Genomic DNA, 20,160 nt, shown 5'->3' on the forward strand with positions numbered 1-20,160 from the left:
CCCTCTCGAATATCTTCTTGTTTTGGTATCGACCCCCGCCCGCGCGGGGGACCGGCTTTACCGCGCCGCGAGCACCTCGGTGCGGCCGAGCCCGTTCTGCTTGACCGTGTCGGCGTAAATGAAGCCGGGCTCGCGATGGTAGCTGAGCAGCGCGATGATCCGCTGGGTGCTTCCGGCTACCTCGGTCACCCGGTGCAGCGCCCGGCGGCCGCGGAACAGCAACAACGTGCCCGCGCCGACCTTCTGGAGCCGGGTTCGGGGCGACGCGCCGTCGAGAATGGCGTGGATATCCTCCGGCGGCGCATCGTCGACGCCGGGGGCATATTCGAATGCGCCGCCCGTTTCGGCCTCCTGCAACAACAGCGAGACGACGAAGTCGTTGTCGTCGAAATGCCAACCCTGCTGGTCGCCGACGCCCATGTAGGTGAGGTTGATGTTGATGAGCGGATCGGCGATCGTGTGAAGGCTGTCGATGCCCAGCGCGTCGCGGACCAGCGACATCAACTCCTCCGATTCATAGAAGCGGCGCAGCGCACCCGCCGGATCGAGAAGGTCAGAGCCCAATATCCACATCGAATAGGGCGAGGTGCGGCTGCGCAGCTCTTCATCGGCCATGTCCGCGATCGGCCCCTGCGGATTGAAACCGAGCCGCTGGTCCCGGCGATAGGCGAGCGGGAATTTCGCTGCGGCCTCGGCCACCATGTCGGCCAGGGCAGCGGGCGCTATGAAATCGGGGAAGGCGGCGGCGCCATCCTCCCCGAGCTGGCTGGCGGCCCTGCCGACGATCGCGGTGCGATGATCGGGATCGGACAAGGGATATAGCGTGGCGTTGACGATCGACATGAAGGCTCCTGACAAAGACGGTCGGAAGAAATCCGCTCCATGAGATAATCGCATGCAAAACGCTGCCCGCCAGCAGAGTATTTCTGTGTTAGCATCTCGAAATGTGATGGAAGGATTTTCCTCAGTCCGTCGATCGGGGGCGCAGACTGATCGTCCCGGCGACGGCGACAGCCACGCACAGCAAGCAAAAGGCGGTGACGGCGCCCAGCGACAGATTCTGGAGCAGTAGTCCGCCGATCGCCGGCCCGATGGCCAGGCCGCCCCCCGTCATCGCCGGGGTGAGCGCGATCAGCCGCCCGTCGCGGTCGACCGACGCCAGCAGGCCGAACTGAAAGGCATATTGAAAGGGCCAGGCGAAGGCGAACAGGCCGACCGACAGGATGAAGGGCGCGGTGCCGGGGAGGAAGGTGAGGCCGCCGACCCCGGCGACAAGCAGGCAGAGTCCCGACAACAGGCCGGCGGTTCGCGGCAAGCGACCCGCCACCAGGCTCGCGGCGAGCGAACCCGCGAGACCGCCGAAAGCCGATGCCGACAGCGCAAAGGCGACAGTCCCGGGCGAGAGACCCTTGCCGATGCCGATCCGTTCGAGAAACGGCCATAACGAGGCCATGCCGATGAAATAGAGGAGGATGCACGCCAGCGCCCCGATGACGAGCGGGTTGGCCGACAGGCGACCCCGGCGCGGGCCCTCTGACGCGGGCTGCGCCCTGCCGATGACGGGGGCAAGCCAGAAGCCGGGAAGGGCGATCGCGGACAGGATCAGGAAAAGCCATGGCCATCCCAGGCTCGCTGCGATCCAGCCAAAACTGCCCATGCCGACCATGCCGACGATCGACTGACCCGCGAAATAGATGCTGATGCTGCGCTCGGGGCGTGCCGACCGGCCCATCGCTGCATAACAGATGCCGCCGACGACGCCTTCACCCAGCCCCGAGAGGACGCGTGTCGCCGCGACATAGCCATAATGACCGTCGAGCATGGTCAGCAAATTGCCGGCGATCATCACGGCGAGAGCGGCACGAACGACGGCAGCCCAGCCGAAACGCGCGGTGATCAGCGGGCATAGCAGGCTGCCGACGAGGATTCCCGCCATGTTGAGAGCGGCAATCGTGCCCGCTCCCGCCACGCCATAACCAAAGCGATCCGCGAAGACGCCCACCATGACCGGCAGGACCGCCGGCAGCGTTGCCGCCGCGACGCCCAGATAGATCGCCGCCCCTGTCGCAGCGGGCGGCGTCGAAACGAAAGTCGTCGGCGAGTCGGCGGGCGAGATATGTGCCGTCATGCCGACCGGGGCTCGCGCTTGTGGAACTGCCCCGCCTTCATAATCGTGCGCAGGCGCCGGCCATCTTCGGCGAGCAGCGCAATATCCTCGAGCGGGTCGCCATCGACGACGAGCAAGTCCGCCGTGGCACCCGGAACGATACGGCCGAGGTCGGGCCGCCCCAATATGTCGGCGCCGGTGAGGGTCGCCGATCGCAGGATCGCGGCAGCGGGCTGGATCTCGCGGCGATAGAGGAATTCGCGCGCCTGCATGTCGAATACATCGCCGGGCAAATCGGTGCCGAAACCCAGCGGCACGCCGGCGCGCCATGCGGTCTCGAAACCCTGCATGGCGAGATGAGAAATTTCCTTTGCCTTCGCCGCCGCTGCGGCGGGCAGACCGAGCGCCGCGCCGCGCTCGGTCAGTGCCATCACGACCGACAGGGTGGGCACGGCGAAGCCGCCGGACTCGCGCAGCGCGTCGGCGGCTTCCGACGATATCAGCGTCGCATGCTCGACCGTCCGCACGCCGAGCTGCGCGGCGCGCTTCACCGCTTCGGCCGTGTGGGCGTGCGCCGCGACATAGCGCCGCCACCGCGTCGCCTCCTCGACCGCCGCCTGCACCTCGTCATCGGTGAACTGCTGCATCCAGATGGGATCGGTGGGCGAAAGCACACCGCCCGACAGCATGATCTTGATGCAATGCGCGCCCATGCGCAATTCCTCGCGCGCGGCGCGGCGCACCGCGTCGGCGCTGTCGACGACATGCGCGATCATGTTCATCCGGCTGCATCCGCACGGCTCGACATCCTCATGGCTGGGGCGCATGTCGCCGTGACCGCCGGTCATCGACAGCGTGCGGCCGGCATAGAAGAAACGCGGTCCCGGGATCAGCCCGTCTTCGATCGCCTGCGCCAGGCCCTGGTCGCCGCCGCCGACATCGCGCAGGCTGGTGAATCCGCAATCGAGCGCGTGCCGCAGCATCCGCGCGGCATGGGCCGAGGAATAGGTTGCCGGATGATCGAGAAGCTGGACCGCATTGGCGCTGGAAAGCCTGGCATGGATATGGACATCGATCAGGCCCGGGAGCAGTGCGCCGCCGCGCACGTCGACGATATCGGCATCGACGACGCGCGCCGGACCGGTATCGACCGCCGCGATCCGGCCGTCTTCGACCACCACATGGCAATCCTCGCGATAACCGTCCGCAGTTTCGTTCAACACGCGGGCATTCTCGAACACGATTATGGTCAACTTGTCCCCCATCGGTCTGGCCAGAAGGCGGATAGCCTAGGCGCGGCGGAGCCGTCCCGTAACAAGAGAAATGTGGACACTCGATGCCTTTTTGATATGCAAAGGCGATGAGGAGTCTGCGCCAGTCCCTGCCACCGCTCAACGCGCTCGCGGTATTCGAGGCGGCGGCGCGTCACCGCAGCTTCACGCGCGCGGCCGCCGAGCTCAATATCGCGCAATCGGCGGTCAGTCGCCACGTCTCGAACCTCGAAGCGGACCTTGGTGTCACCCTCTTCATGCGAAGCGGCAACCGTCTTGCGCTCACCGGGGCGGGAGAAACGCTGGCCGATGCGATCCTGTCCGGGCTGGGCCGCATTCGCGACAGCGTGGAGGCCATTCGTCGCCGGCGCGGCGAAGCCGACAGCTTCACCATCGCCTGCACCTATGCGATGGCGCACGACTGGCTGATGCCCCGCTTCGGCATGCTGCGCGCTGTGCTGCCCAAGGCGCAGCTCCGCCTGATCACCTCCGACACCTATCAGAGCTTCGATGCGGACGAGGTGGATTTGTCGATCCGTTATGGCGAACCGTCCGACTGGCCCGGCCTCCGCCACCGCAAACTTCTCGAGGAGGAAGTTTTCCCGGTTTGCGCGCCGGCGATGCTGGCGCAGTTTCCGGGGCTCGCCGAAGATAGCCCGCAGGCATGGGCGCAAGCGCCGTTGCTGCACTTTGCTCCCGATGCCCAGGGCCGTGTCGACTGGCTCGACTGGTTCGGCGATCTTGGCATCGCGCCATCGCAGCACGGCCCGATGTTCAGCGCCTATACGCCGATGCTCCAGGAAGCGCTCGCAGGACGTGGCGTGGTGCTCGGCTGGCGCGGCATCGTCGATCCCTATCTGGAAACCGGCCAGCTCGTGCGCCTGGCGAACCGGTCGATGACCTCGGGCCACGCCTTCTATGTCGTTCACCGCGCGGATGCCGCCGAGGCGGTGATCGAGGCGGTGATCGAAGTGCTGGCGAACCCCCAACCGCCGACGGTCGCCGCTATCTCCTGACGCTGCCGGCCAGGAAGCGCTCGACCTCGAGGGCGAACTTCTCGGGCTCCTCGACCTGCGGCGAATGCCCGCTGCGCTCGAAATACACCAGCCGGGCGCCGGGAATGGTCTGGCTGATCTTGTAGGCGACGGTCGGCGAGACATTCGCATCGAAGCGTCCGTTGATGACGAGTGTCGGGATATCGAGCGTGGCGAGGGCAGGGTAAAGGTCGACCTTCATCGCGTCGAGCATGACCTCGGTGCAGACCTGCTGCGAGAAGGTGCCGGGGTCGCCGCTTTCCAGGGCGCGATTGCGCTGATCGTAATAGGACATGCGGTCATAGGCGTCGATCGCGATGCATCCCATCTGACCCGCCGGACTGGAGTCGGGGGGGATGGTGGCGACGATATCCGGATAAAGCTTGTCGAAGAGAAATTCATGTTCGGCGGGCTTGGCCGCGCCCGATCCGACCAGCACGAGATGCGCGACATGCCGGGGGTAGCGCGCGGCATAGGCCATCGAGATTATGCCGCCGAACGAATGGCCGAGCAGGTCGATCCGCTCGACCTTCAACGCCTGCCGCAGCGCTTCGAGATCGCGGACCATGCCGTCGACGGTCATATCGTCGGGGCTTCGCGCGGGGGGCGATTTTCCGGTGCCGCGCTGGTCATAGAAGATGATCTGACGGCGGGCGGACATCTCCTTCCAGACCGGCTCGTTGACGAGATAGCTGTGATCGAAGCCGGGGCCGCCGTTGACGGCCACGAGCGGGACCTCGCCCGGCGCACCGATCGATACATGATAGACGATCTCGCTGCGCGGATCCGGCGAGGCCGGTTCGTGCGCGGAAGCAGGCCCGGGCGCGGCGAGGCCAAGGCAAAGCGCGACGACGAGATGGTGCGGCTGGCGGAAGGGCATGGCGTCTCTCTCCGGAAAATCGGTCGTTCCAGCGATTAGGAAGGAAGGCGATCCATGGCGACCGCAAAGATCAGATGCATGCATGACAACAGGCTATGCAAGCGGCGGCGAGTGTGGGCGACGCGCTTGATGTCCCCGCGCGGGCACCCGTGCCGCGGATCGGCAAGTTTCGTTCGTCTGCTTGCCATAATATTCAGAAAAAAGCGGACCGTCTGCCATCGGCCTTTGACTGAAGGCCGGTGCAAATAGAGGCCGGTTGGCCAAGTTTTTGGATAGTGGTCGGGGAGACAGGATTCGAACCTGCGACATCCTGCTCCCAAAGCAGGCGCGCTACCGGGCTGCGCTACTCCCCGAACCGCCGTCGCCTTAGGTTTGCCGCCACCGAAGGGCAAGCGGAAAGGCGAGGGGATGATGGTTTTGAGCGTGCGCGCCGGGACGACCGGCCATCCGCCGCTGAACCCGGGTACCGCCCACGAAAAAGGCGGCCTTCCCTGGGGAAGACCGCCTCTTTCGGTTCAGTCCTATGCCCCGAAGGGCTGGGACTTACTTCTTGGCTTCTTCAGCCGGAGCAGCGGCCGGAGCGGCAGCGGCGTCAGCGGCCGGAGCAGCGGCTTCGGCAGTCGCGTCAGCGGCCTTGGCGGTCGCGTCAGCGGCAGTGGCGGTCGCGTCAGCAGCAGCGGCGGTCGCGTCGGCACCAGCTTCAGCAGCGGCGTCTGCGGCCGGAGCTTCGGTGGTGGCGGGCTCTTCAGCAGCCTTTTCACCGCAAGCGGCGAGGGCGAACATGCTGGCAGCAACGGCGATAGCAGCAAATTTCTTCATGATGTGTGGCTCCCTAAAATGCCTTTACGCGATGGGGAACTTTCCCGTCCCGCGAGCGGCGGGATTTAGCCGTTCCGTAACAATCGTCAACAAAAATAATTGAGTTGGAACGGGCGCGGCGGAAATCCTACCTTTTTGGTTGAGTTCATGGCAGTTCCGCGTCACTGCTGTTCGCGAGAATCGCCAGAGTCGCGGTCCAGGCCACCACATTCTGCCGCAGTTGGACCGGGTCGATCTTGTCGAGCGTGTCATCGGGAGTGTGGTGCAGGTCGAAATAGCGCGTCCCGTCCTGCTGCAGGTCGAGCGTGGGAACCCCCGCCGCGACCAGCGCGCCGATGTCGGCGCCGCCGCCCGCCGGCTCCTTGCCGCGCACGATCCCGAACGCCGACAGCTCGGCGGCGATCCGGTCCTCCAGCGCCTTGGCGCTCGCGGGCAGTTTGAAATCGACGCGCCACACCCGGTCGGCGCCGAAATCGGATTCGAGCGCCACCGCATGCTTCTCGGTCCCGTGCTTCTCGAAATAGGCCTTGCCGCCGAACACCCCGACCTCCTCGGCGCCCGCCCACAATACGCGGATCGTGCGGCGCGGCTGGCGCGCGGTCATCACATGCTTGGCGGCCGCGGTGATGATGCCGCATCCCGCGCCATCATCGATCGCCCCGGTGCCAAGGTCCCAACTGTCGAGGTGGCAGGCGATGATGACAGGGGAAGCGTTGGGGTCGCTGCCCGGCACTTCGGCGATCACATTGCCCGAATGCTGCTGCCCGACCTGCTTCGGGGTCAGCAGCAATTTCAGGCGCAGCGGTTCGGGCGTATAGCCCAACGCCGTTTCCTTGGTCCGCATCCGCAGCGTCCGCTGCCACTGGCGCACCAGCTGGTCGGCGTCGGGATTCGACAGCGCCCCCGCCGGGATCGGCGTCACGCCCTTTTCGAAATTGGTGCCGCCGGTGTGCGGGGTGCGATGATTGTCGGTGCCGATCGAACGGATCACCACCGCGATCGCGCCCTTCTTCGACGCGGCATTGGCGCCGATGAAACGGCCGCGGCCGTACTGGCCATAGCCGCTGCCGTCCTGCGCGCGCTCCATCTGGTGGTCGATGAAGACGATCTTGCCCTTCACCTGCGCCTCGGGCGCTGCGACCAGCGCGTCATAGCTCGGGAAATAGACGATATCCCCCTCGATCCCCTTCGCGCCCGTGGAGGCGCTGTTGCCGAGCGCGGTGATGGCGAGCTTTTGCGGCAGGAAGGGGCCGACCAGCGATGCTTCTTCCTCGCCGCGCACCCAGACGGGCATGTCGAACTGTTCCTCGCGGACATTGGCGAAACCCATCGCCTGCAGCCGCGCGACGGCCCAGCGCCGCGCCGCCGATTCGGCCTCGGTCCCGGCCATGCGCGGGCCGATCTCGGTGGTCAGATCCTCGGTGATCGACCAGGCGGGATCGTCGCCGCTTTGCGCGAGTTCGGTCGCGGTGGGCGGCGGCGGCGGCGGAATGGCGACGGCGCTGCCGGCGACGAGTACGGCCGAGGCGAGGGCGAGGGTGCGGAGGCTGTTTTTCATGCCGCTGTCGTAACCACCCGTCCGCCCCGCGCAAGCGTCGATTGCCAAGCCGCCGCCCATTCGCTAACCGGCGCGCAACATCTCTCCCGGCCGCCCGCGCGCGGCCCAGCCAAGACCGGAGCATATCCCATGGCCGCCCAATATAGTTTCGTGATGAAGGGTCTGACCAAGACCTATCCCGGCGCGCAAAAGCCGACACTCAACAATCTCAGCCTGCAATTCTACCCCGATGCCAAGATCGGCATCGTCGGGCCGAACGGCACGGGTAAATCGACCCTGATGAAGATCATGGCCGGCATGGACACCGAATTTTCGGGCGAAGCCTGGCCGGGCGAGAATATCAGCGTCGGCTATCTGGCGCAGGAACCCGAGCTCGACCCTACCAAGACCGTCAAACAGAATGTCATGGACGGCGTCCGCGGCGTCGCCGACATGATGGACCGCTTCAACGAGATCAGCACGCTGATGGCCGATCCGCCCGCCGACGCCGATTTCGACGCGCTGATGGAGGAAATGGGCACGCTCCAGGAAAAGATCGACGCGGTCGACGGCTGGACGCTCGACAACCAGCTCGAAATCGCGATGGAAGCGCTCCGCTGCCCGCCTGGCGACTGGAGCGTCGAAAATCTGTCGGGCGGTGAAAAGCGCCGCATCGCGCTCACCCGCCTGCTGCTCGAAAAGCCCTCGATCCTGCTGCTCGACGAACCGACCAACCATTTGGACGCCGAAAGCGTCGCCTGGCTCGAAAAACATCTGGTCGACTATCCGGGCAACGTCATCCTCGTCACCCACGACCGCTATTTCCTCGACAATGTCGTGAACTGGATTCTCGAACTCGATCGCGGCCGCTATTTTGTCTATGAGGGCAATTATTCGACCTATCTCGAAAAGAAGGGCAAGCGCCTCGAACAGGAATCGCGCGAGGACGCCGGTCGCCAGAAGGCGATCAAGGATGAACTCGAATGGATCCGCCAGTCGCCGAAAGCCCGCCAGGCCAAATCGAAGGCGCGTATCAAAAGCTTCGATCAGCTGGTCGAGGCGCAGGAAAAGCGCATCCCCGGCAAGGCGCAGATCGTCATCCAGGTCCCCGAACGCCTCGGCGGCAAGGTGATCGAGGTCGAAGGCATCTCCAAGGCCTATGGTGACAAGCTGCTGTTCGAAGACCTGTCCTTCTCGCTTCCCCCCGGCGGCATCGTTGGCGTGATCGGCCCGAACGGCGCGGGCAAGTCGACGTTGTTCAAGCTGATCACGGGGCAGGAAACTCCCGACAATGGCAAGGTGACGATCGGCGACACCGTCCGCCTCGGCTTCGTCGACCAGAGCCGCGACGACCTCAAGCCCGACAATAATGTCTGGCAGGAAATCTCGGGCGGCGCCGAAATGATGAACATCGGCAAGCACGAGATGCAGACGCGCGCCTATGTCGGCGCCTTCAATTTCAAGGGCGTCGACCAGCAGAAAAAGGTCGGCCAGCTCTCGGGCGGCGAACGCAACCGCGTCCATATGGCCAAGATGCTCAAACAGGGCGGCAACGTCCTGCTGCTCGACGAACCGACCAACGATCTCGACACCGAAACCCTCGCCGCGCTCGAAGAAGCGCTCGAGAACTTCGCCGGCTGCGCCGTGGTCATCAGCCACGACCGCTTCTTCCTCGATCGCCTCGCGACCCACATCCTGGCCTTCGAGGGCGACAGCCATGTCGAATGGTTCGAGGGCAATTTCGAATCCTATGAGGAAGACAAGATCCGCCGCCTCGGCGACGACGCGACCCGCCCGCACGCCACGTCGTACAAGAAGCTGACGCGCTGACCGGCATGGGGGAGGGCGTGCCTATTTCATCGAACGCGATCCGGCTGGACGCCGACGCGCTCAACGCCTTCATGGCGGAGGCCTTTCCCCAGTCGGCGCCGGGGTCGCGCGGTCATGTCGTGTCCGCCGCGCCCGGCCATATCCAGGCGCGGCTGGATCCGAATGACAAGGCGCTGCGTCCCGGCGGGCTGATTTCGGGCCCGACCCAGATGGGCTTTGCCGACATGGCCGCCTATGCGCTCGTGCTCGCGCATATCGGCCCCGTCGCGATGGCGGTGACGAGCGCGCTCAACTACCAGTTCCTGCGCCCCTGCCGCCCGGGCCCGCTCTTCGCCGACGCCTATTTGCTGCGGCTGGGGAGGCGGCTGGCGGTGATGGACGTGCGGATCTGGACCGACGATGCCGACAAGCCGGTCGGGCAGGCGCAGGTGACCTACGCGATTCCGTGAGCGGGAACGCCCGCTATCGGGCGGAACGCGACGTTTCGTTTCCCGTCACCCCGGGGCTTGACCCGGGGCCTGCCTTGTCTTTGATCCGATGGCGAAAGAAAGAAGGCGGGTCCCGGGTCAAGCCCGGGATGACGACGAAATGGGCGTCCGCTGCCCACCCCAAAACGGTCAACCCACCAGCCCGAATAATTCGCTTTCCTAATATCCCTCGCTGCGATATGTTCTTATTCTGTTCTTTCCCTCGTAAGGCGCCAGCACCCTCTCCTTAAAGCGACAAAGGAGACAATCCGGACGTCCACGACCGTATCCTTTGTCGCCTTAAGGCCACAAAGGCCACAATCCGGAGCTCGCGATGCCGGGCTTTTGAGGCTTTAAGCGCTCAATATTCCAACGCCGGATACCAATCGGTCCCGCGCCCACCCGGCGTCAGATCGAGCACATTCCACAAACTTGCGATATCGGGCGCGTCGCGCGGGTCCTGGCCGGGGTCGGCCATGTCGGCGGTCATCTCGCTCTTCCAGAACAGCCGGATGCCGCTGCCGTTGCGCTTGTAGACGACCAGCGCCGGATTCTCCGATCCATCCTTGTTCAGCAAATGATAGTCGCGGGCATAATCGTCGCCGACGGTCTGTACGAAATCGAGCGCCTGCCAGCCGCGCTCCTGCGCGAACGCCTGTTGCCGCTCGACCGGGCTGCGGCCGAAAATCTTGAGCGCGACGCGCTGCTTGATGTCGTTGGCGTTGCCGTTCACCGCGCCCAGCCAGTTGGTGCACATCGGGCAGGGGCGTGCGCGCTCGGGGCCGTACATCCAATAATAGGCGACCAGCGTGTCATGGTCGCCGAACAGGTCGGCGAGCGACAGGTCGGCGCCATCGGCGTCCCGGAACCGGTAATCGGCGGTGATCAGCGGCCCGGGTGGCAATGCGCGCCTCTGCTCGGCAATCCGCGTCATCTTGCGGCGGAGATCGATCTCTTCGGCCAGCAGCGATTTGCGGGCCTTGGCATAATCATCGTCTTCGCCGGGAAAGGGGCGCCGCCGCGACGCGAGCGCCGGGGCGGCCAATAAATGTTGGCGAAGGACCATATTGTCTCCCTGTTTGCGACTGTCATGGCTTTGCCATTTTGCCGGAAAAGCGCAAAATCGGCTGCCCGCAGATGCGGGGCGCCTCGACCGGGAAACGCCCGATATCGGCGATGAGTTGCCGCGTGCCCCGAAAATTATGCCGGCGGCACTTCCCACAGGATCAGCTTGGTCGCGTACACATTCTCGCGCGCCTGCGCCGCGTCGAGCCGGGTCAGCTTCACGCTGCCTTTCAGCGCCCCCATCTCGATCATCGCATCGACAACCACGACGCCACCGGCGCCGACATCGACCATGATCTCGGCGGGCTTGGCGAGCTTGGCCTTGGCGGTCGCGACATGGATCACATATTGGCCCGGCGCGACATCGGCGACCAGCATCTGGCCCGACTTGATCTGCCCCTGCGCCCCGCCCAGCGTGACATTCATGCCCTGCAACGCGGCGACGAAGCCGCGGCGCGTGATATAGATGCGCGCCTTTCCCTCGGGCGCCACCATCCGCCGCGCCTCGGCGAGCGCCGCCGGATCGGCCTTCTTGCCGCTCTTGTTGCTCGACAGCGCCCAGATGCAGAAAATGACGACGCCGATCAGGAACAGCGGAGCGAGAATGAGCATCGTGCCTTCGCCGACCAGGCTGCCGAGCGACGGCCCCAGCAGCGCCCCGACAATGGCGGCGACGAAAATGATCGTCAGCCACATCGCATTCTTGCTCATGTCCGTCTCCCTGTCAGGCGGGCGCAAAATCTCCCGTCGCGTCGTCCATCACATGCAGCACCCCGTCGCTGATCGCGAAAAAGGCGCCGCGCAATTTCAGCGTTCCGCGCTTCTCCTTCTCCTGAATACAGGGGAAAGTGCGCAGATTGGCTATGCTCACGCGCACAGCTGCCATTTCCATCGCCCGCCCGGCGTCGCGATTGTCGAAATCGGGATAGTCGGCGCGCACCACGGCGCTCGCATCGTCGAGCATCGCGATCCAGTCGGCGATGAAGCCGCCGCGCCCGGGTTCGGCGCCCTCCATCGATTTGTGGAGCGCGGCGTGACAGCCGCCGCAAAGGCCGTGGCCCATGACGACGATTTCCTCGACCTTCAGGAACTGGACCGCGAACTCCAGCGCCGCCGAGACGCCGTGACGGCCCGGCGTCGTCTCGAACGGCGGCACCAGCGCCGCGACATTGCGCACGACGAAGATTTCGCCCGGATTGGTGTCGAAAATCTGCGACGGTTCGGACCGGCTGTCGGAGCAGGCGATCACCATCACCTTGGGGGACTGCCCCTCGGCCAATTGCTCCCAGCGTTCGCGCTGTTCCCGCCAGCCGCCGTTACGGAAACGCCGGTAGCCATCGATCATATCTGCAAAGCGAGTCATGCGCGCGCCTTAGCATAAGATGCATGGTTGAGAAGAGCGACGTGCGCGCCTATGTGGGCCGAATGAACGCTCCGCTGCCGAAACCGTCCGAACGCACCCGCAAGCCTGACTGGATCCGCGTCAAGGCGCCGACCAGCCCCGGCTATGCAGAGACGCGCAAGCTGATGCGCGAGCTCAACCTTAATACAGTGTGCGAGGAAGCCGCCTGTCCGAACATCGGCGAATGCTGGACCAAGAAGCACGCGACGGTGATGATCCTCGGCGACACTTGCACCCGCGCCTGCGCCTTCTGCAACGTCAAGACCGGGATGCCGCGCGCGGTTGACCCGTTCGAACCCGAGCATACCGCGATCGCCGCGGCGAAGATGGGCCTCAGCCACATCGTCATCACCTCGGTCGATCGCGACGATTTGCCCGACGGCGGCGCCAGCCAGTTCGTCAAGGTGATCGAGGCGCTGCGCCGCGAAACGCCGACGACGACGATCGAGATCCTGACCCCCGATTTCCGCAACAAGCCCGAAAGTGCGGTCGCCGCGATCGTCGATGCGCGTCCCGACGTTTATAACCATAATCTCGAAACCGTGCCGCGGCTCTATCCGACGATCCGCCCCGGCGCGCGCTATTATGCCTCGCTGCGCCTGCTCGAAAGCGTCAAGCGCCGCGACCCGTCGATCTTCACCAAGTCGGGGATCATGATGGGCCTCGGCGAGGAGCGGATGGAGGTCCACCAGGTGATGGACGACATGCGCAGCGCCGACATCGACTTCATGACGATGGGCCAATATCTCCAGCCGACGCCGCGCCATGCCAAGGTGATCGATTTCGTGACGCCGCAGGCGTTCGACGCCTATGCGCAAATCGCGCGTGCCAAGGGTTTCCTGCAGGTCGCGGCGTCGCCGCTGACCCGCTCGAGCTATCACGCGGGCGACGATTTCGAGGTCATGCGCGCGGCGCGGGAAGCGCAACTCGCCCGCGTCGCGACGGACTGATCCCCGACTTGCCGAGGCATCAGGAAAGCCGCGTCCTGCCGTACAGCGCGGACCAGATGTTCGCGCTGGTCGCGGATATCGAACATTATCCCGACTTCCTGCCCTGGGTCGTCGCGCTGCGTATCCGCAGCGACAGCGAGCAGGAGGCGGTCGCGGACATGATCGTCGGCTTCAAGGGGCTGCGCGAAAGCTTCTCGTGCCGGGTCCACAAGGAAAGGCCGGACAAGGTCTCGGTCAGCTATATCGACGGCCCGATGCGCCACCTCACCAACGAATGGCATTTCACCGCTCGTGAAGAGGGCGGCTGCCGCGTCGACTTCATGGTCGATTTCGCGTTCCGCAGCCGCATGTTCGAGGCGCTAGCGGGCCAGATGTTCGACAAGGCGCTGCGCAAGATGATCGCGGCGTTCGAGGCGCGGGCGGACGAACTATATGGCGCGCTCGCGTCGCCCTCGCGCGCCTGACCTACATATAGAGGCCGGGCGCGCCCAGAAGCTTCCGCGCGCCGTCGTGAAAATGATCGACCGGGGGATCGCGCAGCGCGAAATCGCGCAACCGTTGTTCGCCGGCTCCAGTCGTCAGCCGGTAATTCCCGCTCTCGAGCAGGTCGGCGATCCAGCCGAGAAACCCGCCGAGCGAGTCGGCGAGCACCACCTTCACATCTTCGTCGCGGCCGTACAGGATGACCTGTCCGACGCGCCCCTTCGGCCAGGGATCGAGGTCGATGCCGATATGGTTTCCCGATCCGTCGTGCGTCAGCGGGATCCAGCGCGGATTGATATAGGCGGGGTCGACCGCTCCCGCCGGCCAGCCGCCGCCCGGGGCCGCGTAACGATCGCCTTTGAAATAGGCGAGGACCTTGCTCCACGCCCGCCACTGATTCTCGACCTCCTTGAGCGGCAGCAGGGGCAGGCCATAGAAATGACCTGACCGATCGTCGTTTTCGCCGTCGTGCCAGCGATATAATTGCCGGTAGGACGGCGGAAGTTCGACCCCGAGGACCTTTGCGAGCGCGTCCAGCGCGTCGTCCGTCGCGGGCGGATTGAAGGCATAACGATCGAGCGAAAGATGGGCCGCATACCATGTGTCGAGTCGAGCCAGCGCCGGCGCGATATCCTCCGCCCGCAGCGGCTTTGGCGCGCCAGCCGGTTTTCGGGGCGGTTGGCCTGCTTTCTTGCCCCACCGGTTCGCGGGCGAGGCGCAGGACTTCAGGCCGCCATAGAGGGCGATCATCGCGATCAGCGAGCCACCGATCAGCAGGGTGCGGCGATGTGGATTCATGGCGCCATGATTGGGCCGATTTCATCGCATTTGGCAAGGCGCGACGTCGCGCCCGGGCCAGCCCTGCGCCGTGTCGGCTTCGCCATCACGCCGGCAGCGCAATATCCTCCGACGGGCGCAGCGCGTCCCTCTCGGGCTGAAGCAGGTCGAGCGCGAACAGGGTCGCCGCATGGCGGATGCCCGCGCGGTCGCCGCCTTCGAACTGCACCCGCTGGGTGAAATAATCGTCGGGGTCCTGCCCGCGCAGCGCGCGCGCGAAGACGACCTGGCCCACCGGCTTTTTCTCCGACCCGCCGCCCGGGCCCGCGATGCCGGTGATCGCCACCGCGACATCGGCGTCGCTGTTCGCCAGCGCCCCCGTCACCATCGCCCAGGCGGTTGCCAGCGACACCTCGCCGAACGTCTCGAGAATTTCGCTGCTCACGGCGAGCTGCGCCTGTTTCGCCGCGCCCGAATAAGTGATGAACCCCGCCGAGAAGACGTCCGAACTGCCCGCGATGTCGGTCAGCGCCGCGCACACCATGCCGCCGGTGCAGCTTTCGGCAACCGCGATCTTGCGCGCTGCGGCGCGGTTGGCCGCGAGGACCGACGTCGCGGCGGCATCGCGCGCGCTCTGTCGCGTGGGTTTCTTGGACGGCACGGCTCAATTCTCCGGTAATTGCAAGGTCGCGACGGCCTGCGCGGCGATCCCCTCGCGGCGGCCGGTGAAGCCCAGCCGCTCGGTCGTTGTCGCCTTCACACTAACCCGCAGCGGTGAAACCGCAAGGATGTCGGCGATCCGTTCGCGGATCGCCTGGCGGTGCGGCCCGATCTTCGGCGCTTCGGCGATGATCGTCAGGTCGACATGCGCGATCCGTCCGCCCTGCGCCGCGACGCGGGCTGCGGCAAAGGACAGGAACAGGTGGGAGGCGGCGCCGCGCCATTGCGGATCGCTCGGCGGGAAATGGTCGCCGATATCGCCATCGCCGAGCGCGCCGAGGATCGCATCGGTCAGCGCATGAAGCGCGACATCGGCATCACTATGCCCCTCAAGTCCATGACTATGCGGGATTTCGATCCCGCCGATCCACAAGGGTTTGGCGGCAACGAGCCGGTGCACATCATAGCCCATGCCGACCGTATGTCGCATCATCGTTCCGACCCCCAACAATCCAGACAGGATCGCCATATCCTCGCCATATGTCAGTTTGTGGAGCCGCGCATCGCCCGCCACCGCGACCACCGGCACTCCGAGCCGCCGCACGAGCTGCGCATCGTCGGTCGCCGCGACGCCGTCGGTGGCGGCGGCATGGGCGCGGCGCAACGTCCCGAGACGGAAGGCCTGCGGTGTCTGCACCCGCGCCAGCGCGCCGCGATCGACGACATCGCCCGCTTCGCCGCCCGTCTGCGCGACCAAAGTATCGGGAACCGGCAGCGTCGGGATCGCCGCTTCGGCCCCCGCGGCGAGCGCCGCCAGCAACCGGGCGATCACCGCATCGTCCACCCCGGGCCGCGCCGCGTCATGGACGAGGACCAGCGCGTCGTCCGCCCGGTCGCTCAGCGCCGCGAGGGCGTTTGCCACCGACGCCTGCCGTTCTTCGCCGGGAAGCTCGGAAATCCAGCCTTCGGGCAGGGCGCCCACGGCCGCCATGACGTCATCATTCGCCACCAGCACGCCGCCCGAAATCGCCCCATGGCCGGCAAGGGCGTCGAGGCTCCAACGCAGGACCGGCTTGTCGCCGAGCATCACCACCTGCTTGGGCGTGGCATAACCCGCCCGCACGCCGCGGCCGCCGGCCAGCACGATGGCGACGATCTGGGGGGCAGGGGACGGGACGGACTCACGCATCCCGCGCGGTTAGCGCAGCCGCAGCTTGCGGGAAAGCCGCTTAACGTGTAGGGGCGCTGCTTAATTTTTAGGCAATCGAAGGCTTTCTTCCATGGCGGCGCTGCGCCCCATCCAGATCGGCACCATCACCATCGCGGATCCGGTGATCCTCGCGCCGATGACCGGCGTCACCGACCTGCCGTTCCGCAAGCTCGTCCGCTATTATGGTTCCGGCCTCAACGTGACCGAGATGATCGCCAGCCAGGCCGCGATCCGCGAGACGCGCCAGTCGGTCCAGAAAGCCGCCTGGGATCCGGTCGAGGAGCCGGTGTCGATGCAACTCGTCGGCTGCACGCCTTATGAAATGGGGGAGGCGGCGAAGCTAAACGAGGATCGCGGCGCCGCGATCATCGACATCAACATGGGCTGCCCGGTGCGCAAGGTGACCAATGGCGATGCCGGCTCGGCGCTGATGCGCGACCTGAAGCTCGCCGCCGCGCTGATCGATAGCTGCGTCAAGGCGGTGTCGGTGCCGGTGACGGTCAAGATGCGCATGGGCTGGTGCCACGACAGCCTCAACGCCCCCGAACTCGCGCATATCGCCGAAGATCTCGGCGCGAAGCTCGTCACCGTCCACGGTCGCACCCGCAACCAGATGTACCGCGGCGAAGCCGATTGGGGCTTCGTCCGCTCGGTCAAGGACGCCGTGTCGATCCCGGTCATCGTCAACGGCGACATCTGCTCGCCCGACGACGCGCGTAGCGCGCTCGCGCAGAGCGGCGCCGACGGTGTGATGATCGGCCGCGGCGCCTATGGCCGCCCCTGGCTGCTCGGTCAGGTGATGGCGGCGCTGCGCGGCGAGGTCGAACGTCCCGACCCCGGTCTCGACGAGCAATATGACGTCATTACATCGCACTACCGCGCGATGATCGACCATTATGGCGAAATGACCGGGGTCAATATGGCGCGCAAGCACCTTGGCTGGTACGTCAAGGGGCTCCACGGCTCGGCCGAGTTCCGGAACAAGGTCAACCAGATTCCGGACAGCAAGGGTGTGCTCGACGCGCTGGAGGGCTTTTACGGACCGCATCTGACCAGGGCCGCTGCGTGAGCGCGCTGACGTCGAGCATCCCGAGTTTCGACCATGACGAACTGATCCAGTCGCACCCCGTCGCGACCTTGCTGATCGACCGCAACGGCGTCATCCTCTTCGTCAACGCCGCCGCCGAACAGCTCTGCAATGTCAGCCGCGCGTCGCTGGTCGGCCATGTCGTCTATGACGTCATCGCGATGGATCGCAATTATAGGCAGCGGATGAGCGATCCGGCCTATTCGGCGCTCTTTGCCCATTCGGCCGAAATCTCGGTCGGCGGGCGCAAGGCGATCGCGGTCGACATGCAGATGGTCCCTTATGGACACAGCGGCCACCGCATCCTCGCGCTTGTCCCGTCGCAGCGCGAAGCCGAATTGATGGGCGGCGCGATCGGCCGCTCGGGCCGGGCGGCGGGCGCCGCCGCCTCGATGCTCGCGCACGAGATCAAGAATCCGCTCGCCGGCATCCGCGGCGCGGCGCAATTGCTGGAGCGCGGGGCCGACGCGGGCAAGAAGCGCTTCACCTCACTGATCGTCGCCGAGGTCGATCGCATCGCGACCCTGATCGACCAGATGGAGCATTTTTCGCGGGGCCAGCCGATCGCCTGCGACCCGCTGAACCTCTATCAACCGATCCATCAGGCGATGGAGGCGGTGCGCGCGCGCCAGCTCGCCGGCATCCGCTTTGCCGAGGATTTCGACCCGTCGCTGCCGCTGGTGCTCGGCAACCATGACGCCATGGTCCAGATATTGCTCAACCTTCTGACCAACGCCAGCGAAGCGCTGATCGGCCGGGATGACGGCACTGTTCGCATCGCGACGGCGTACCGCCACGGCCTCTCGATCGACAATGGCGACGGCCGTGGGCGTATCGCGCTGCCGATCGAGGTCGCGGTGAGCGACAATGGCCCGGGCGTTCCCGCCGAAATCCGGGGGGATGTCTTCGACCCCTTCGTCACCACCAAACGCGAGGGGCGCGGCCTAGGCCTCGCGCTGGTCGCCAAGCTCGCGCGCGACATGGGCGGCACCGTCCAGCATATGCGCGACGGCGACTGGACCCGCTTCCGCGTCCACCTTCCCGCCGCGCAAAAGGGCCAGGCGACATGAACGGCAAGACGATCCTCCTCGTCGAGGACGATCCGACGATCGCATTGATCATTCGCGAAACGCTGGCCGAGGAATGCGGCGTCTTCGCTGCGGTCACCACCGTCGCCGAACGCAATGCCTGGCTCACCGAGAACACGCCCGACCTTGTCATCACCGATGTCGTGCTGCCCGACGGCGACGGCATCGACTCCCTGCCGGGCGCCGGGCTCGACCCCGACGTGCCGGTGATCGTGCTTTCGGCGCAGAACACGCTCGACACGGCGGTACGCGCGACCGGAATCGGCAGCTATGATTATCTGCCCAAGCCTTTCGATCTGGAGGACCTGACCACCAGCGTCCGCGCCGCGCTGGGCCGCCGCCGCGCCGAACCGGCTGCAGCGCCCGAGCCCGGATCCGCCGACAGCCACGGCCTCGTCGGCCGTGCCCCGGCGATGCAGGCGGTCTATCGCACCATCGCACGCCTCGCCTCGAACGATCTTGCGGTTCTCATCCTGGGCGAATCGGGAACTGGGAAGGAGGTCGTCGCCCGCGCGGTTCACGCGACCGGCCTGCGCCGCGCCGGGCCCTTCGTCGCGATCAACATGGCGGCGATCCCGCGCGAATTGATCGAGGCCGAATTGTTCGGCCATGAAAAGGGGGCCTTCACCGGCGCCCACAGCCGCAGCGCCGGGCGGTTCGAGCAGGCGGCGGGCGGCACGCTCTTCCTCGATGAGATCGGCGACATGCCGCTCGACGCGCAAACGCGGCTGCTCCGCGTCCTCCAGAGCAATGAATATTCGACCGTCGGTGGCAGCCAGGCGCTGCGCGCCGACGTCCGCGTCGTCGCCGCCACCCACCGCGACATGCGCAGCCTCGTCGCCGATGGCCGCTTCCGCGAAGATCTGTTCTACCGGCTCAACGTCATCCCGGTCACGCTGCCGCCTCTGCGCGACCGGCGCAGCGATATCGCGGCGCTGATCCGCCATTTCGTCGAGGCGGGCCGTGCGTCGGGGCTGCCCGACCGGCAATTCGCCCCGGCGGCGATGCAGATGCTCGAACGCTACGACTGGCCGGGCAACGTCCGCGAACTCGGCAACGTCGTTCAGCGCCTTGCCGTGCTGTCGCGCGATACCGTCGTCGCCGTCCGCGACGTCGAGGCGGTGCTGCACGAAAGCGGGGAGGGCCATCCGATCCTCGCTCCCGCCGACGCCATCCGCCGTGCGGTCGATGACTGGGCGCGCGAAGAACTGGCCGCCGCCGAGCAGGACGGCACGATCCACGAGCGACTGCAGGCGATCGTCGAGGCCGCGCTGCTGCGGCGCGTGCTGCGCGACGTGCGCGGCAATCAGCTGGAGGCGGCACGCCGCCTTGGCATCAACCGCAACACGTTGCGCAAGCGGCTCGGACAGCTCGACATCGATCCGACCCGGGTTTGAGGATTGGCGGCGGACGCGATAGAGCCGCCTTATAAATCCCGCATGTGAATCCCGTTCGTGTCGAGCGAAGTCGAGACACCTTGAAGGGAAGCGCTC

General features: G+C 65.9%; 20 protein-coding genes and 1 tRNA gene. 8 read left to right on the top strand and 13 right to left on the bottom strand.

All coding sequences use genetic code 11. From position 1 onward, the window contains the following. Window positions 1-57: 57 nt before the first annotated feature. The 3 genes from ACREB7_RS05220 to ACREB7_RS05230 form a co-directional block, all read right to left on the bottom strand. On the bottom strand, window positions 58-843 hold the full coding sequence (locus tag ACREB7_RS05220) for a HalD/BesD family halogenase (protein WP_431591226.1): 786 nt from the start codon (window positions 841-843) through the stop codon (window positions 58-60). 121 nt (window positions 844-964) lie between these two features. Beyond that, entirely contained in the window at window positions 965-2,128 is a 1,164-nt protein-coding gene (locus ACREB7_RS05225) for an MFS transporter (protein WP_431591227.1), read from the bottom strand. Then, the gene (locus ACREB7_RS05230) at window positions 2,125-3,360 is read right to left on the bottom strand and encodes an amidohydrolase family protein (RefSeq protein ID WP_431591228.1); all 1,236 of its coding nucleotides are present in this window, start codon (window positions 3,358-3,360) and stop codon (window positions 2,125-2,127) included. Before ACREB7_RS05230 ends, ACREB7_RS05225 begins: the two co-directional genes overlap by 4 nt. A gap of 107 nt (window positions 3,361-3,467) precedes the next feature. On the opposite strand from ACREB7_RS05230, the gene ACREB7_RS05235 reads away from it, so the two are divergent. Then, on the top strand, window positions 3,468-4,394 hold the full coding sequence (locus ACREB7_RS05235) for a LysR substrate-binding domain-containing protein (protein WP_431591229.1): 927 nt from the start codon (window positions 3,468-3,470) through the stop codon (window positions 4,392-4,394). On the opposite strand, the gene ACREB7_RS05240 is transcribed toward ACREB7_RS05235, so the two are convergent. From ACREB7_RS05240 to ACREB7_RS05255, 4 genes are all read right to left on the bottom strand, one after another. After that, window positions 4,384-5,292: an alpha/beta fold hydrolase gene (locus ACREB7_RS05240; RefSeq protein ID WP_431591230.1), complete on the bottom strand. Its 909-nt coding sequence runs from the start codon at window positions 5,290-5,292 to the stop codon at window positions 4,384-4,386. The two genes, ACREB7_RS05235 and ACREB7_RS05240, sit on opposite strands and share 11 nt — an antisense overlap. A 276-nt stretch (window positions 5,293-5,568) precedes the next feature. After that, window positions 5,569-5,645, bottom strand: a tRNA-Pro gene (locus ACREB7_RS05245). Between the two features lie 190 nt (window positions 5,646-5,835). Further along, a complete protein-coding gene (locus ACREB7_RS05250) occupies window positions 5,836-6,111 on the bottom strand; it encodes a hypothetical protein (protein WP_431591231.1) in 276 nt (91 codons plus the stop codon). 145 nt (window positions 6,112-6,256) lie between these two features. Further along, complete coding sequence (locus ACREB7_RS05255) at window positions 6,257-7,669, bottom strand: M28 family peptidase (RefSeq protein ID WP_431591248.1); 1,413 nt, start codon at window positions 7,667-7,669, stop codon at window positions 6,257-6,259. Window positions 7,670-7,798: 129 nt separating this feature from the next. Here ACREB7_RS05255 and ettA point away from each other — a divergent pair, with 129 nt between their 5' ends. Both ettA and ACREB7_RS05265 read left to right on the top strand, forming a co-directional pair. Beyond that, complete coding sequence (ettA, locus tag ACREB7_RS05260) at window positions 7,799-9,478, top strand: energy-dependent translational throttle protein EttA (protein WP_431591232.1); 1,680 nt, start codon at window positions 7,799-7,801, stop codon at window positions 9,476-9,478. Window positions 9,479-9,495: 17 nt separating this feature from the next. Further along, window positions 9,496-9,927, top strand: coding sequence for a PaaI family thioesterase (locus ACREB7_RS05265; protein ID WP_431591233.1), 432 nt, complete (start codon window positions 9,496-9,498; stop codon window positions 9,925-9,927). Window positions 9,928-10,306: 379 nt separating this feature from the next. On the opposite strand, the gene ACREB7_RS05270 is transcribed toward ACREB7_RS05265, so the two are convergent. The 3 genes from ACREB7_RS05270 to ACREB7_RS05280 all read right to left on the bottom strand — a co-directional run bounded on the left by ACREB7_RS05270 (window position 10,307) and on the right by ACREB7_RS05280 (window position 12,373). Continuing rightward, window positions 10,307-11,011: a DUF899 family protein gene (locus ACREB7_RS05270; RefSeq protein ID WP_431591234.1), complete on the bottom strand. Its 705-nt coding sequence runs from the start codon at window positions 11,009-11,011 to the stop codon at window positions 10,307-10,309. 134 nt (window positions 11,012-11,145) lie between these two features. Beyond that, a complete protein-coding gene (locus ACREB7_RS05275; protein ID WP_431591235.1) occupies window positions 11,146-11,721 on the bottom strand; it encodes a hypothetical protein in 576 nt (191 codons plus the stop codon). A gap of 13 nt (window positions 11,722-11,734) precedes the next feature. Beyond that, window positions 11,735-12,373, bottom strand: a complete 639-nt coding sequence (locus ACREB7_RS05280; RefSeq protein ID WP_431591236.1) for a carbonic anhydrase — start codon at window positions 12,371-12,373, stop codon at window positions 11,735-11,737. 23 nt (window positions 12,374-12,396) lie between these two features. On the opposite strand from ACREB7_RS05280, the gene lipA reads away from it, so the two are divergent. Then, on the top strand, window positions 12,397-13,362 hold the full coding sequence (gene lipA, locus ACREB7_RS05285) for a lipoyl synthase (protein WP_431591237.1): 966 nt from the start codon (window positions 12,397-12,399) through the stop codon (window positions 13,360-13,362). Between the two features lie 8 nt (window positions 13,363-13,370). Continuing rightward, window positions 13,371-13,826: a type II toxin-antitoxin system RatA family toxin gene (locus ACREB7_RS05290; protein ID WP_431591238.1), complete on the top strand. Its 456-nt coding sequence runs from the start codon at window positions 13,371-13,373 to the stop codon at window positions 13,824-13,826. 1 nt (window position 13,827) lies between these two features. Here the strand turns inward: ACREB7_RS05290 and ACREB7_RS05295 are convergent, their stop codons facing one another. The 3 genes from ACREB7_RS05295 to ACREB7_RS05305 all read right to left on the bottom strand — a co-directional run bounded on the left by ACREB7_RS05295 (window position 13,828) and on the right by ACREB7_RS05305 (window position 16,471). After that, complete coding sequence (locus tag ACREB7_RS05295; RefSeq protein WP_431591239.1) at window positions 13,828-14,643, bottom strand: SMI1/KNR4 family protein; 816 nt, start codon at window positions 14,641-14,643, stop codon at window positions 13,828-13,830. Between the two features lie 85 nt (window positions 14,644-14,728). After that, a complete protein-coding gene (locus tag ACREB7_RS05300) occupies window positions 14,729-15,283 on the bottom strand; it encodes a CinA family protein (protein ID WP_431591240.1) in 555 nt (184 codons plus the stop codon). A 3-nt stretch (window positions 15,284-15,286) separates the two neighbouring features. Continuing rightward, window positions 15,287-16,471: a bifunctional 2-C-methyl-D-erythritol 4-phosphate cytidylyltransferase/2-C-methyl-D-erythritol 2,4-cyclodiphosphate synthase gene (locus ACREB7_RS05305; protein WP_431591241.1), complete on the bottom strand. Its 1,185-nt coding sequence runs from the start codon at window positions 16,469-16,471 to the stop codon at window positions 15,287-15,289. Between the two features lie 91 nt (window positions 16,472-16,562). On the opposite strand from ACREB7_RS05305, the gene dusB reads away from it, so the two are divergent. The 3 genes from dusB to ntrC are packed head-to-tail and all read left to right on the top strand — an operon-like array spanning window position 16,563 to window position 20,064. Continuing rightward, entirely contained in the window at window positions 16,563-17,561 is a 999-nt protein-coding gene (gene dusB, locus ACREB7_RS05310; RefSeq protein WP_431591242.1) for a tRNA dihydrouridine synthase DusB, read from the top strand. After that, window positions 17,558-18,649 carry a two-component system sensor histidine kinase NtrB gene (locus ACREB7_RS05315; RefSeq protein WP_431591243.1) on the top strand — a complete coding sequence of 364 codons (1,092 nt, stop codon included), beginning with the start codon at window positions 17,558-17,560 and terminating at the stop codon, window positions 18,647-18,649. The genes dusB and ACREB7_RS05315 overlap by 4 nt, the downstream gene beginning before the upstream one ends. Further along, a complete protein-coding gene (ntrC, locus tag ACREB7_RS05320) occupies window positions 18,646-20,064 on the top strand; it encodes a nitrogen regulation protein NR(I) (protein WP_431591244.1) in 1,419 nt (472 codons plus the stop codon). The genes ACREB7_RS05315 and ntrC overlap by 4 nt, the downstream gene beginning before the upstream one ends. Window positions 20,065-20,160: the final 96 nt, after the last annotated feature.

This window comes from Sphingopyxis sp., assembly GCF_050725615.1.
In the GTDB taxonomy this organism is placed as follows: domain Bacteria; phylum Pseudomonadota; class Alphaproteobacteria; order Sphingomonadales; family Sphingomonadaceae; genus Sphingopyxis.